This is a genomic window from Azospirillum sp. HJ39, assembly GCF_041507355.1.
Taxonomy (GTDB): domain Bacteria; phylum Pseudomonadota; class Alphaproteobacteria; order Azospirillales; family Azospirillaceae; genus Azospirillum; species Azospirillum thiophilum.
The window spans coordinates 329,253-341,378 of record NZ_CP167910.1 but is presented as its reverse complement, the minus strand read 5'-3'; the positions used below and the strand labels follow the sequence as shown (position 1 = coordinate 341,378).

Here is a 12,126-nt window from a genome sequence, read left to right as displayed (position 1 = left end):
TGGCCGGCGGCCGGATGCGGCCGCGCGTCCTTCGGTCCTGTGATGGGTGGCCGGCTGGCGGCTGCAAGGCTGGGGTCCTCCCGCCTGCGAGCCCCGCGGCGGTATCAGAAGCGCGGGAAGCTCATCAGCGACATGGTGATGGATGGGTCGATCGAGATGATCGAGGCACGCCCGCTGCGGGAGATCGGGCCGATCGACGGCATGGCGGCGGTCGCGGTGGAGGAGCCGTTCTGCAGGTCGTACATCGCGGCGAAGCGGTCCATCAGCTTGGTCACCTTCGCCGGATCCTGCAGGTCGGCGATGTCCATCCGCTTTTCCAGCAGCGCCTTCTGCTTGTCGACGTCCAGCAGCGCCGTCTGGTCCGGCAGCCCAAGCGTGGTGTAGACCACCTTGCGCAGCGCGCTGTCGGCCATCACCTGATACCAGTTGGTGATGTTCCCGGCCCGCCGCTGGAAATAGAGGCCAAGCCGCACCGCCGGGTTCTGCGCTTCCGAATCGACCTCCAGCGTCACGTCGACATAGCGGTCGACGATCGCCTGGACGACGGCGGTCTGTTTCAGGTTCTCGCCGCCATTCTCGGCGAATCCCAGGATGGTCGCCATTTCCTTGAACTTGGCGTCGCTCATCCGGTTGGCGGTGGAGGCGCCGTCGGTCACCCCCTCCTCCAGCACCTTGCGGATCAGGCCGCGCGATTTCGCCTGGCTGCCCAGGTCGAAGGCTTCCAGGACGAAGCGATAGAGCTTGTCGTCCTTCATGAAGTCTTCGGTGTTGGTGATCTTGCCGATGTTGTCCTGGAAATAGCCGATCGCGCGCTGCACCGCCGGCCGGCTGCGGATCGCCTGTTCGTAGCGGTCGTGGTTGCGGCTGACGACCCGCAGGTCGACGATGGTGGTCATGCCGTCGCCTCCCCGCCGTCGGATTCCGCTGTACCGGGGGCAGCAGCCCCGGACACCGCAGACGTGCCGTCCTCCGCCCCGGCTCCGGCGCCGTAGCCGGCCGGGATGCGCATGATCACCTCCCCGGTCGCGGTGTCGAGCACCTCGGTGTAGATCCGCTGGGTGTCGGGATCGAGGTTGACGCGGTAGGGCCGGGCGGCGTGCTTGGGTTCGGCCTCGGCCGCCTCGGGCTTGGCCGTGCGCTCCACCACCTCGGCCGGCTTGGTGGTCTCGGCCTGGGCCGCGCGCAGGCGGTCGGCCTGGCGCTGGCGCGCCTCGGCGATGATGTCGGCGCTGGCGACGGAGCGGTCGCCCGACGTGCCGGTCACGCCGGTGACGGGGGTGGGCATGGCGTCATCCTCCCGCGTGCTGGTCGAAGGCGTGCTGGCCTGTGGCGTATTGATCCGCGGCTTGCTGGTCGAGGCGGATCGCCGGAACGGCGGGGGCCGTGCCGGCGGCGGCGAGCAGCGTGCCCTCATAGTCCATGACCGGCCGCAGGGCGGCGAGCGCCTTGTAATAGTCGCGTTCGCCGACATGCCCCATGGCGCGGGCGATGCGGTCCTGGATGTCCGGACGGGTGAAGGCGGTGTAGAGCTGGGCCATCGCGTCGGCGACGGCACCGCCACCGGTCGCCGCGGCGGTGGGGTCGAGCAGCATGTTCTGGATCAGGAAATAGGCGCGGCGCACCGGGGTTACGGCGTCCTCCTCCTGCAGGATGTCGCTGCCGCGGATGATCTGGGCGAAGTTGGAGACCGTCAGCGTGTAGCGGCGGTTCTCGTTCTGCACGACGCAGCCGTTGATGACCACGCGCTCGCAGGGCTTGAGGCGGAGCTTAAGCGCCATAGGACAGGTCCTCCGTGGCCAACTCCCGGTCCGCCAATTCCCTGGCGGGCTGGCGGGCGCCCTGCAATCCCTGCATCACCGCCCGGTTGATGTCGACCAGCAGGTCGACGCCGCCCTCGCCGCGCAGGACGCGCTGGCTGTGGCGCTCCACCGTGAAGGACAGCGAGACCAGCCCGGCGCGCAACGCCTCGGGCAGGGCGTTGCCGTCCTCCAGCAGGTCGGCGCGCAGGGTGTTCCACAGCTCCAGGTTCCGCCACAGCGCGTCCTTCAGATCGGACGAGCGCCAGTCGGCGGAGCCGTTGCGCTCCAGCGCCAGCGTGATCCGCAGGAACACGCGGTACTCGATCTTTCGCGGATCGTCGCTCTCGGCGATGGTCTGGTGGTAGGCGGCGATGCTCATGGGCGCACCCCTGGAATGGGATCCTTGCGGCGGAATGCCGGACCGGTTGCGATGGATCGGGTCGGGCGCAGGGCCGGGGCCAACGGGCCGATAGCGGACGGGCCGGAGCGGAAGGGTCGAAGCGCGGGGCGGCGCCACCGTCCAGGGGTTCGGACGATGACGCCGCCCTTGCCGGGCTTAGCGGAACAGCGACAGGATGTTCTGCGGACCCTGGTTGGCGATCGACAGAGCCTGGATGGCGAGCTGCTGCTGGACCTGGAGGGCCTGCAGGCGGCTCGATTCCTCGTTCATGTCGGCGTCGACCAGCGAGCCGATGCCCTTGTTCATCGAGTCCGTCAGCTTCGACACGAAGTCGTTCTGCACCGACACGCGGTTCTCGATCGAGCCGATGACCGCCGCCTTGCCGATGGCGCTGTCGAGCAGGGAGTTGATGACCTCGAGCGACTTCTTCGAGTTGTTGACCACGTCGATCTGCGTCAGGTCGGCGAGGCCGCCGAAGGCGTCGCTTTCCGTCGAGCCGACCCACAGGCCGGAGATCTGGGCGGTGAAGTTGCCGTCGGTGTTCACGTCCTGGTCGGTGAATTCCAGCGCGTCGCCGTTGAAGGCAACCTGGAAGTCGGCGCCGGCGGTGGTCAGGGCGGCGTTGACGGCCGTCTCGATGTTGGTCCGGGTGGTCGCCAGATCGGTGTCGTAGGTCTCGCCCGACAGGTCGACCGACACGTCCGCCTTGGTGCCGTCCTCCTTAGTGACGGTCAGAGTCAGCGACCCGAGACCCAGGCTCTGGCCGTCGATGAAGGTGGTGTCCGGGGCGCCGAGCTTGATGCCGACCGACGCCTTCAGGTCGTTGGTCGAATCGACCTGCTGCTCGATGGTGGCCTTGCCGACGATCGATTCCACGCGCATGTCCTGGCGCTGGAACTCGATGTAGCTCGGGTCGACCGTGCTGTCGCTGCGGCTCAGCGAGGCCAGGATCGAGACGTCCTTGTCCTTGGCCGTACCGTCGTTGGAGTAGGTGACCTTCAGCAGGTTGTCGCCGTTGAACGAGGCGTCGGCGGCGGCGCCCTTGATCAGCTTGACCAGCTGGTCGACGTCGTTCTGGATCAGCGTCTTGTCGACGCCGTTGGTCTGGCCGGCGATGACGCGGGCCTTCAGCGTCTGCAGGTTCTCGACGATGTTCTTGGAGGCGACCGACGCGGTGTTGGTGGTGCCCGACCCCAGCTCCAGCGATTCCTTGACCGCCTTGAAGCCGGCGACGTCGGCCTTCATGGTGGTGGCGATCGACCAGTAGGCGGCGTTGTCCTTGGCGTTGTTGACCTTCAGGCCGGTCGAGATGCGGTCCTGGGTCGTCTCCAGATCCCCGGTCACGCGACGCAGGGTCTGCAGCGCGGTCATGGCGGAGGTGTTGGTCATGATAGAGGCCATGGGTATCTCCATTCGCGAGATGCATGGCGCCTTTCTGACGCCGGGGCCAATCGCGCCGGCCTCCCGATCTTGTTGCGGGGGCGCGAGCGGCAGGATCAGGATGACCGACCCGGTTTAAGCCGGGGTAAAAAATCTGACCGTTCGGAAGGACTGCAAAAACCGTGGAGCCGGCGGGATGTCAGCGCCCGACCGCGCGGACCGGCAGGCGCTGGGCCGTCGGCGGGATGAAGGGCACGCGGCCGGCGGCCAGCCCGCCCGCCTTCGACCAGCGGTCCATCGTCGTCTGGGCTCGGTCGGGGGCGACATGGTCGGACGGCGCCTCGAACTTGTAGCCGCGGCCATAGACCGTCTCGATGTAGCGGCCGCCGCCGGTCGCGACGTCGATCTTCTTGCGCAGCTTGCAGATATAGACGTCGATCACCTTGTCCAGCGGGTCGGATCCCGACAGGCCGTAGACCTCCTCGTAGATGTGCTCCTTCGACACCACCCGGCGGTGGTTGAGGGCGAGCACCGAGAGGATCGCGTGTTCGCGCTGGCTGAGGCGCAGCCGCTCGCCGTCCACTTCCGGATCGCGGCCGTCGAGGAAGACGGTCAGCCGGCCGACCGGCACGGCGTTGCTGGTCAGCCCGTAGGACCGGCGGCGGATCGCCTCCAGCCGGGCGCGGATCTCGGTGCTGACCACCGGCTTCACCAGCACGTCGTCGGCCCCGGCCCGCAGGATGCCGGCGGTGGTGTTGGCGCAGCGCCGCTCGATCAGGCAGATGATCGCCGCGGTCACGTTGCGGGCCCGCAGCATCGCCACGCAGGCTTCGGTATCGCCGACGTCGCCGATGATGATGGCGTCGTGGCCGATCCCGATCGATCCCTGCCCGTCGACCAGCTCGCGCAGGCCGTGAAGGTCCACCCGGTCATGGTTAACCTTGCACAGGTCGAGTTGCTTGCCGATGGCTTCGGCGATCAGGTCGGCTGGCTCAATCAGCAAAGCCTGCATTGGATTCTCCATTGTCGAGCAAGCGCAGATAAAGCATTGATTTTTACGCAATTGCGCTCATGTCACATGCTTATCACACCCTCAAAAGAGCCTATCAAAAGGCGGCATGTCAACAGATTGGATTACCCGGATAGACATAGATCGGCATGGCGTTTTACGTGGTTTTAATAGTTTCTATCGACTAAAGACTGGATAAATTTTTATTCATCCAGGGATTTACTTTGAAATTCGATGCGTCGCGACAGTGATCGCCTCCGGTAATCATTAATTCATTCGCATTCCATGGTTAACGGCCGTGAAGAAATCGAAAACCGGCGCTTACAAATATGAACGCTGGTTTAACCCTGTTGCCCTACGGTCGCCGGGCATCCGCGTTTAAGGAGGTTCCATGTCCGGAACGAAGGCGTCCGTCATTCCGACTGCCCTGACCGCTGCTTGCCTGCTCGCCCTGCCAGGCTGCGCCCGAATGTCGCAGGCACCGGACAGCGATTATCGCCAAGCCTTTGAAAAGGCACTCGCCAGTGCCCAATGCGACGGCAGTCCGGTGCGTGCGATGTGGTCGGCCTATGGCCGGTGGTACGCGGTGGCGTCCGCCATCGCCGGCCATCCGAAGACCGACGAGGCGACGGCCCTGCTGCGCCAGGGCGACCGGTTCCGCACCCTGGGCTGTCCGGAGGTGGCGCGCGCGTCCTACCAGATGCTGATCCGCCGCTTCCCCGAGGATGGCTTCGCCCCCCTGCGCGAGGCGGCGCGGGCATCGCTCCAGACGCTGCCGCCGCCCGTGCAGCCGCCTTCCGCCATGCCGCCTTCAGACGCGACTCCGGCACCGGCCGTGCCGACGCTGGTCAGGCCGGCGACGCAGATATGACGGCATCCCCGCCCGACCCGGGCGGGGATGCATCGTGCAGGCAGGATCAAAGGGCGAGGTCGGAGGTCAGCGGGCGGTCCAGCCCGAGCCAGGCGTCGGCGAGCGGGCCGACGCTCAGCGTGCCGTCGAGCAGGCAATCGGCTCCGGAATCGGCCCGGCAATCGGCCAGGGCCGCATGGAAACTCTCATGCAGGTCGGCCAGCGCCGCCGACGGCAGGCCGGTCGCCAGCCGCAGCGTCACGTCCAGCCGGCGGCCGCCCAGCGTCGCCATCAGCTGCACCGGCCCGATCAGCGGCGGGCGGGCCTGCAGCACCAGGGTGACGCGGTCGGACAGCCCGTCCTCGATACCGACGGCGCACAGCAGGCTGTCGCCGCCGTCCAGCAACGGCACGCGCGACAGCCGCCACAGCCGCCCGTCGACCGGTTGGAAGCGCGACTCCAGCGCCCGCCCGCACTCGTCGACCAGCAGCCCGTCGTCGAGACCGGCCAACCGCGCCGCCGCATCGGCGCCCAGCCAGCCACCGCAGCCGCCGGCCGTCGCCGCCAGGAACAGGGCCAGGCCGGCGCCGAAGGTCGAGTCGCAGCGCGGCAGGCAGCCCCGCGCCAGCGCCGCCTCGGCCGGAGCCAGCGTGTCGAGCAGGTCGAGCAGACGCCGCACCAGCGGCCCGGCATCGGAGCAGCCGCCTGCCGGATCGCCGCCATCCGGGCCGGCACCGCCGCCCGCCGCCGGCACCGGAAGCCCGGCGAAGCGCGCGGCCAGCTGGCCCGGCGCCGGCATCGGCACCGGCAGTTGCATGGCGTCGGGGACGAGGTCGCGCCCGGCCATTCAGGGCCTCCCCATCCGGCGGTGGCGGCAGCCGCTCGACAGGCCGCTCAATAGACCACCGTGTCGGCGTCGTCGGATTGCGGGATGACGATGACGCCGTCGTCGGCCATCGCCTTGGCGGTGCGGACGATCTCGGCCTGGGCGTCGTTGACGTCGCGCATGCGCAAGGGGCCCATGTTCTCGATCTCGTCGAGCAGGATCATCCGGGCGCGTTCCGACAGCACCGACAGGAAATGGTCGCGCTGCACGGTCGGCGCCCCCTTCAGCGCGATGGCGAGCTGGCCGGTGTCGCAGCGGCGGATCACCGTCTGCAGCGACACCCGGTCCAGCCGCATCAGGTCCTCGAAGGTGAACATCAGCTGCTTGATGCGCTGGGTCGGCTCCGGCATCACGGTTTCCAGGTCGTCGAAGATCTCGGTCAGCGTCTCGCGGTCGATGCGGTTGAAGATGTCGGCCATCCGCTCCAGCGAATCGTTGCCGTGGGTGCGGGCGTAATTCGCCATGAACTCGTTGTGCAGGATCGATTCGATGTCCAGCAGCACCTCGCGCTGCACCGATTCGATCTGGATCATCCGCTCGATCACCTCGGTGCGGGCGCCGGGGGGCAGCAGCACCAGCACCTTGGCGGCATGGTCGGGACGCATCTTGGACAGGATGACCGCGGCGGTCTGCGGATATTCGCCGGCGAGGTAGCTGGCGAGCACCCCCTCGTTCACGTTCGACATCTTCTCCCACATGGTGCGGCCGGCCGGGCCGCGGATCTCGCCCATGATCTCGGTGACGCGGTCGGACGGCAGGAAGCGGTTCAGCATCCGCTCGGTGCTGTCGTAGGAGCCGACGACCGACCCGGCATTGGCGAAGCGTTCGGTGAAGATGCGCATCAGCGTCTCCACCAGGTTGGAGGTGACGTTGCCCAGCGTCGCCATCGCCCGGCTGACGATGCGGATCTCGTCCTCGTCCAGCCGCTCCATCAGCCGCGAGCCGCGCTCCTCGCCCAGCGCCAGGAAGATGACGGCGCTCTTCTCGACGCCGCTCAGGCTCTTGTAGTTCTCACGGATCTTGATCGGCGTTCCCATGGCGGCACCTCAGAAGGAACAATCGGTGGAAGGGGTGGCATCGGGCTCGTCGGCGGGGGGGGCCGCCAGCGCGCGGTCGTGGCGGAAGGCCGCCGCCATCACCGCCCCCGCCACCAGCAGCAGCGGATGCGGGATCATCGGGTTGGGGTCGATGGCGGCGAGCAGGCCGGCGACCGACCCGTCCTCCGGCACCGCGGCGCCGCGGCGCCGCGCCAGCGCCAGCAGGCTGTCGGCGAGGCTGGCGGGCGGCCCATCGGCGGAGTGCTCGTCGGATCCGTCCATGGCGCTATGTCCCATAGGAGCGGATCAGGCTGCCGGCGATCAGGAACCAGCCGTCGGTCAGCACGAAGAAGATGATCTTGAAGGGCAGCGCGATCATCACCGGCGGCAGCATCATCATGCCCATCGCCATCAGGATCGCCGCAACCACCATGTCGATCACCAGGAAGGGCAGGAACAGCAGGAATCCGATCTCGAAGGCGCGGCGCAGTTCCGACAGCAGGAAGGCCGGCATCAGCAGCCGCAGGTCGACGCTCTCGGCCGTCACCGGCCGCTCGTCCTTCGCCGGCTCCCCGCCCTGCGCCTCCCCTTCCGGCTTCGGCTTCGCGGTGAAGGCGGCGAAGGCGGCGAGGTCGCGGTCGCGCACATGCGACGCCATGAAGCCGCGGAACGGCTCGATCATGCGCTCCAGCCCCTGTTCCTGGGTCACCTGCTCGTTCAGCAGCGGGCGCAACCCGTCCTGCCAGGCGCTGTCGATCACCGGTCCCATGATGTGGAAGGTCAGGAACATGGCGAGGCTGACCAGCACCATGTTCGGCGGCGACTGCTGCAACCCGAGCGCCGAGCGCAGCAGCGACAGCACGACGATGATGCGGGTGAAGCAGGTCACCATGATCAGCAGCCCCGGCGCGACGCTCAGCACCGTCAGCAGGACGATGCCCTGGACGATCCGCCCCGACAGGCTGGCGCCGTCTGCCAACGATCCCAGCGATCCCAGCGAACCGAGATCGAGGTCGAGCGGCGCCGCGGCCGCCGGAACGGCGGCGAGGGTCAGGGCCAGCAGGGGAACGAGGGTGCGGAAACGCATGCCGGGGCTTTCGGGAGGTGGGAGTGGTTGCCGCGGTTGCCCCCACCCCATCCCTCCCCCGCTCTCGGCCGACCGAAGGTCGGTCCGATCGCGGGGGAGGGAGTAGGCGCTTGCTCGGGAGGGGAGCGGCAGTCCCCTCTCCCGCGAGAGCGGGGGAGGGTTAGGGAGGGGGTCTAACTCCCCACACCTTCAATCGATCTCCAGCTCGGTCCGCACGATCTCGGTCAGCGTCACGCCCAGCCGCTGGTCCTCGACGATCACCACCTCGCCGCGCGCGACCAGCCGATGGTTGACCAGCACCTCGACCGGCTCGTCCACCTTGCGCTCCAGCTCCAGCACGGCGCCGCGGCCGAGCTTCAGCAGCTGCGCCACCAGCATGCTGGTGCGGCCGAGCACGACCTGCACGTCCACCGGCACGTTGTAGATGGCGTTCATCGGCCCGTCATAGCCCTTGTCGGCCGTCTTGGGATCGTCGTCGAGCATGTCGAGGTTCAAAGGGGGCATGGGGGTTCTCGCTCCGGATCGGAAGGGTCAGATTGAAGGGATCGGGTCGGACGGCGGGTGCAGCGCGGCGATGGCACGGTCGGCGAGCGCGGCGACGGCGGCCTCGAAGTCCGCGGGGTCGCGGCTGACCGACCCGGCGCCCCAGCTCGCCTCCAGCGCGCCGACCGCCAGGGCCGGGTCGCCCTGGATGTCGAGGCGGCCCTTGAAGACCTCCTGCCCGGCCAGCCGCTCTTCCAGCGGCCGGCAGAGCGAGGGGTGCAGGCGCAGGGTCAGCAGCGGGGCCTGCCCGGCGGCGCGCAGCGCATCGGCGGCCAACCGCTCCACCTCGTCGCGGGCGACCCGGTCGAGCAGGCGCGGCGCCATCCGGCGCACCAGCGCCACCAGCACGCAGGCGCCCTGCGCCTCCAGCCGCTCCATCAGCGCGGCGTGACCGGCGTCGAGCCCGGCCATCCGCTGCGCCAACCCGTCGAGCGTCGCCGACAGCTCCGCCTCGATCCGCCGGCAGGCGGCCAGCTCGCCCTCGCGGCGGCCAAGCGCCAGCCCGTCGGCCTGCGCCGCCTGCTGCGCCTCGGCCAGCGCCGCCCGGTGCTGGCGCTCCGACAGGCTCGGCCGGTCGAGCGGATCGACCGTCTCCACCGGCTCCGGCACGGCCGCCGCGGCGGGGGCGCCGAAGGCGTGGTCGAAGCGGTAGCGCGGGTAGGAGGAGGCCGCCATCACGCCACCTCCTCATAGAGCCAGGAGCGCAGGATATCGATCGCCTCGTCGGGATACTGGTCGACCAGCTCGCCCAGCCGCCGGATGGAGGAGGCGCGGACGCGGCCCTCCACCGTGCGCAGCTCGATCAGCTGGTCCATGGTCTCCTCGATGCCGAGCGCCGGGGCGGCGGCGGTCAGCGCATCGGCCTCGCCCTCGCCGTCCGCCATCCCGGCGCCGCCACCGCCGGCCGCGGCTGCGCCCGCCGCCACCGCCGGCCCGGTCAGCTGCGGCATGGCGCCGCCCGCCGGCCCGGCCAGCGCCGGGGTTTCGGCCACCGCCGGCTCCGGCGCCGGGAAGACGCGGCGGATCAGCGGACGCAGGCCCACCAGGATCAGCAGGGCCGACAGCACCAGCAGGATCACCCACTGGATCAGCGTCATCACGTTGCGGCTCAGCGTCTCGGCGATCTCGTCGCCCAGCGGGCGCGGCGTCAGGTCGGGCGCCAGGTCGACGAATTCCAGATTGTCCACCGTCACCCGGTCGCCGCGCGCCTCGCTGAAGCCCATGGCGGAGCGCACCAGCTCGGTCAGGCGCTGCAGCTCCTCGGCCGAGCGCGGCTCGTACTGGCGGGCGCCGTCGGCGGCGGTCTTCCAGGTGCCGTTGACCAGCACGGCGACGCTGAGGCGGCGGACGTCGCCCGGCTCGATCACCGTCTCGCGGGCGACGTTGGAGATCTCGTAATTGATCGTCTCTTCCTGCCGCTTGCTGTCGTTCGACGATTGCGGCCCCTGGGGCTGGGCGCGGACGTCGCGCTGGGGCAGGTTCTGCTCGGCGGTGACCGGCGGCTCGCCGTTGCTGTCCTGGGCGCGCTCCTGCTCCTGCACGGTCTGGGTCGAGCGCACCACCTGGCTGTTGGGGTCGAAGGTCTGGCTGCGCACCACCTCGCGCTTGGTCTCGACCTCGGCGGCGACCTGGACGCGGACGTTGCCGGCGCCGAGCCGGGCGGTCAGCATCTGCTCCACCGCACGGGCGACGCGGGCCTCCGCCGCCACCCGCAGCCCGTCGGTGCGCGCCGACGCCAGCCCCGGCCCGTCATCCTCGGTCAGCAGCAGCTCGCCGGAGGAATCCATCACCGTCACCGCGCTCGGCTTCAGGTTCGGCACCGCGGCGGAAACCAGATGGCGGATCGACAGCGCCTGCTTGCGCTCCATCGAGGCGCGGCCGCGCATGCGCACCACCACCGACGCGGTCGGCTTGGGCGCGCTGCGCGAGAACTCCTCGCGCTCGGGCAGGACGATGTGGACGCGCGCCGCCTCGACGCCGGACAGCGTCTCGATGGTGCGGCCCAGCTCGCCTTCCATGGCGCGCAGGCGGTTGACCCGCTGCATGAAGCTGGTGATGCCGAGCGGCTTGTCGGTGTCGAACAGCTCGTAGCCGACGCCGCCCCGCGACGGCAGGCCCTTTTCCGCCAGCGCCATGCGGACGCGGGACACCTCGGCCTGGGGCACGCTGATCGTCGTGCCGTCATAGGCGGCGCTGACCGGCACGCCCATCTCCTCCACCGCCTTGGCGATGCGGCCGGCCTCCGCCGGTTCCAGGCCGCTGTAGAGCGGCGTCATGTGCGGCTGCGACAGCAGCATGGCCATGCCGGCGACGGCCAGGACGATGCCGAGCCCGGTGCCCGCGAGGACGAGCAGCCGACCGCGCCCCAACGACCGCAACGTGTCGATCAGACTGTCCACGGTTCGCGCACCTTTAAAGTTTCTGAAAATCGGCGGGCCTAGTCTTCGCCCTGCGCACCCCCTCACGCTAACGGGGCGACTTTTAAGCGGAGTAAAAAACGGGACATCTTCCCAAGACAAAGCGTCTCAAACTTTACCGATTGTTCTGTTGACTAAAATTTTCGGCAATCTCCGGCGGGATGGAGCGATGATTACACGATTTGGCATTGCCGGGACGGCCGGGGGAGAGATCCTGGACAGGCTGCGCGGGCCGGGACGCTTCCTGGTGATCGTCCTGCCGGTCGCCCGCCTGCTGGCCTTTTTGCTGGCGCTGGGCGCGGTGGCGGCGGCCGGGCTCGCCGGCTACTGGCTGGCCGCCGGGCCCCGGGCGCTGGAGACGCTGGAGACGCTGTGGTCGCCCTCGGCGCAGACGGCTCCCGACGACGGCGTCGTCGACATGCCGGAGCTGGTGGTCAACCTGCGGCGCGACACCCCCTCGCGCTTCCTGAAGATCGGCCTGTCGCTGACCGTGGCGCCGCGCGACCGCGACAGGCTCGACCGCGCGATGCCGCAGCTGACCGACAGCCTGCAGGAGTTCCTGCGCAACCTGGACCAGGACGACCTCGAAGGCTCGGCCGGGCTGCACCGGCTGCGCAGCGAGATCAGGCGCCGCTTCAACCTGATCCTGTCCGACCCGAACAGCCGGCGCGACATCGTCACCGACGTGCTGCTGCGCAGCCTGCTCACCCAATAGCGA

General features: G+C 69.1%; 15 protein-coding genes. 2 read left to right on the top strand and 13 right to left on the bottom strand.

The features are described 5' to 3' along the window. Positions 1–104: 104 nt before the first annotated feature. The 6 genes from ABMY26_RS12175 to ABMY26_RS12150 all read right to left on the bottom strand — a co-directional run bounded on the left by ABMY26_RS12175 (position 105) and on the right by ABMY26_RS12150 (position 4,591). Entirely contained in the window at positions 105–896 is a 792-nt protein-coding gene (locus tag ABMY26_RS12175; protein ID WP_372395979.1) for a DUF1217 domain-containing protein, read from the bottom strand. Beyond that, a complete protein-coding gene (locus ABMY26_RS12170) occupies positions 893–1,285 on the bottom strand; it encodes a flagellar protein FlaG (protein ID WP_372395978.1) in 393 nt (130 codons plus the stop codon). The genes ABMY26_RS12175 and ABMY26_RS12170 overlap by 4 nt, the downstream gene beginning before the upstream one ends. A 4-nt stretch (positions 1,286–1,289) precedes the next feature. After that, on the bottom strand, positions 1,290–1,778 hold the full coding sequence (locus ABMY26_RS12165) for a flagellar biosynthesis repressor FlbT (RefSeq protein ID WP_372395977.1): 489 nt from the start codon (positions 1,776–1,778) through the stop codon (positions 1,290–1,292). Then, positions 1,768–2,178 (bottom strand): flagellar biosynthesis regulator FlaF, encoded by a 411-nt coding sequence (gene flaF, locus ABMY26_RS12160; RefSeq protein ID WP_372395976.1) that lies wholly within the window; start codon positions 2,176–2,178, stop codon positions 1,768–1,770. The genes ABMY26_RS12165 and flaF overlap by 11 nt, the downstream gene beginning before the upstream one ends. A 177-nt stretch (positions 2,179–2,355) precedes the next feature. After that, positions 2,356–3,600, bottom strand: a complete 1,245-nt coding sequence (locus ABMY26_RS12155; protein ID WP_045584885.1) for a flagellin — start codon at positions 3,598–3,600, stop codon at positions 2,356–2,358. Positions 3,601–3,778: 178 nt separating this feature from the next. Next, the gene (locus ABMY26_RS12150; protein ID WP_372395975.1) at positions 3,779–4,591 is read right to left on the bottom strand and encodes a DNA-binding response regulator; all 813 of its coding nucleotides are present in this window, start codon (positions 4,589–4,591) and stop codon (positions 3,779–3,781) included. Between the two features lie 388 nt (positions 4,592–4,979). Here ABMY26_RS12150 and ABMY26_RS12145 point away from each other — a divergent pair, with 388 nt between their 5' ends. After that, the gene (locus ABMY26_RS12145; RefSeq protein ID WP_372395974.1) at positions 4,980–5,459 is read left to right on the top strand and encodes a hypothetical protein; all 480 of its coding nucleotides are present in this window, start codon (positions 4,980–4,982) and stop codon (positions 5,457–5,459) included. A gap of 46 nt (positions 5,460–5,505) precedes the next feature. On the opposite strand, the gene ABMY26_RS12140 is transcribed toward ABMY26_RS12145, so the two are convergent. The 7 genes from ABMY26_RS12140 to fliF form a co-directional block, all read right to left on the bottom strand. Then, positions 5,506–6,285 carry a hypothetical protein gene (locus ABMY26_RS12140; RefSeq protein ID WP_372395973.1) on the bottom strand — a complete coding sequence of 260 codons (780 nt, stop codon included), beginning with the start codon at positions 6,283–6,285 and terminating at the stop codon, positions 5,506–5,508. A gap of 47 nt (positions 6,286–6,332) precedes the next feature. Further along, a complete protein-coding gene (locus tag ABMY26_RS12135) occupies positions 6,333–7,361 on the bottom strand; it encodes a flagellar motor switch protein FliG (RefSeq protein WP_372395972.1) in 1,029 nt (342 codons plus the stop codon). 9 nt (positions 7,362–7,370) lie between these two features. After that, complete coding sequence (locus tag ABMY26_RS12130; protein WP_372395971.1) at positions 7,371–7,643, bottom strand: hypothetical protein; 273 nt, start codon at positions 7,641–7,643, stop codon at positions 7,371–7,373. Positions 7,644–7,647: 4 nt separating this feature from the next. After that, a complete protein-coding gene (gene fliP, locus ABMY26_RS12125) occupies positions 7,648–8,448 on the bottom strand; it encodes a flagellar type III secretion system pore protein FliP (protein ID WP_372395970.1) in 801 nt (266 codons plus the stop codon). 189 nt (positions 8,449–8,637) lie between these two features. Next, on the bottom strand, positions 8,638–8,952 hold the full coding sequence (gene fliN, locus ABMY26_RS12120) for a flagellar motor switch protein FliN (RefSeq protein WP_045584878.1): 315 nt from the start codon (positions 8,950–8,952) through the stop codon (positions 8,638–8,640). Positions 8,953–8,979: 27 nt separating this feature from the next. Continuing rightward, complete coding sequence (locus ABMY26_RS12115; RefSeq protein WP_372395969.1) at positions 8,980–9,666, bottom strand: flagellar assembly protein FliH; 687 nt, start codon at positions 9,664–9,666, stop codon at positions 8,980–8,982. Beyond that, the gene (gene fliF / locus ABMY26_RS12110) at positions 9,666–11,390 is read right to left on the bottom strand and encodes a flagellar basal-body MS-ring/collar protein FliF (RefSeq protein WP_372395968.1); all 1,725 of its coding nucleotides are present in this window, start codon (positions 11,388–11,390) and stop codon (positions 9,666–9,668) included. Before fliF ends, ABMY26_RS12115 begins: the two co-directional genes overlap by 1 nt. A gap of 187 nt (positions 11,391–11,577) precedes the next feature. Here fliF and fliL point away from each other — a divergent pair, with 187 nt between their 5' ends. After that, positions 11,578–12,123, top strand: a complete 546-nt coding sequence (gene fliL, locus ABMY26_RS12105) for a flagellar basal body-associated protein FliL (protein ID WP_372395967.1) — start codon at positions 11,578–11,580, stop codon at positions 12,121–12,123. Positions 12,124–12,126: the final 3 nt, after the last annotated feature.

What these genes read in the sequence shown, in the direction of transcription:
- ABMY26_RS12175 (WP_372395979.1), bottom strand. Translation starts at nt 896, where the DNA reads ATGACCACCATCGTCGACCTGCGGGTCGTCAGCCGCAACCACGACCGC.
- ABMY26_RS12170 (WP_372395978.1), bottom strand. Translation starts at nt 1,285, where the DNA reads ATGCCCACCCCCGTCACCGGCGTGACCGGCACGTCGGGCGACCGCTCC.
- ABMY26_RS12165 (WP_372395977.1), bottom strand. Translation starts at nt 1,778, where the DNA reads ATGGCGCTTAAGCTCCGCCTCAAGCCCTGCGAGCGCGTGGTCATCAAC.
- flaF (WP_372395976.1), bottom strand. Translation starts at nt 2,178, where the DNA reads ATGAGCATCGCCGCCTACCACCAGACCATCGCCGAGAGCGACGATCCG.
- ABMY26_RS12155 (WP_045584885.1), bottom strand. Translation starts at nt 3,600, where the DNA reads ATGGCCTCTATCATGACCAACACCTCCGCCATGACCGCGCTGCAGACC.
- ABMY26_RS12150 (WP_372395975.1), bottom strand. Translation starts at nt 4,591, where the DNA reads ATGCAGGCTTTGCTGATTGAGCCAGCCGACCTGATCGCCGAAGCCATC.
- ABMY26_RS12145 (WP_372395974.1), top strand. Translation starts at nt 4,980, where the DNA reads ATGTCCGGAACGAAGGCGTCCGTCATTCCGACTGCCCTGACCGCTGCT.
- ABMY26_RS12140 (WP_372395973.1), bottom strand. Translation starts at nt 6,285, where the DNA reads ATGGCCGGGCGCGACCTCGTCCCCGACGCCATGCAACTGCCGGTGCCG.
- ABMY26_RS12135 (WP_372395972.1), bottom strand. Translation starts at nt 7,361, where the DNA reads ATGGGAACGCCGATCAAGATCCGTGAGAACTACAAGAGCCTGAGCGGC.
- ABMY26_RS12130 (WP_372395971.1), bottom strand. Translation starts at nt 7,643, where the DNA reads ATGGACGGATCCGACGAGCACTCCGCCGATGGGCCGCCCGCCAGCCTC.
- fliP (WP_372395970.1), bottom strand. Translation starts at nt 8,448, where the DNA reads ATGCGTTTCCGCACCCTCGTTCCCCTGCTGGCCCTGACCCTCGCCGCC.
- fliN (WP_045584878.1), bottom strand. Translation starts at nt 8,952, where the DNA reads ATGCCCCCTTTGAACCTCGACATGCTCGACGACGATCCCAAGACGGCC.
- ABMY26_RS12115 (WP_372395969.1), bottom strand. Translation starts at nt 9,666, where the DNA reads ATGGCGGCCTCCTCCTACCCGCGCTACCGCTTCGACCACGCCTTCGGC.
- fliL (WP_372395967.1), top strand. Translation starts at nt 11,578, where the DNA reads ATGATTACACGATTTGGCATTGCCGGGACGGCCGGGGGAGAGATCCTG.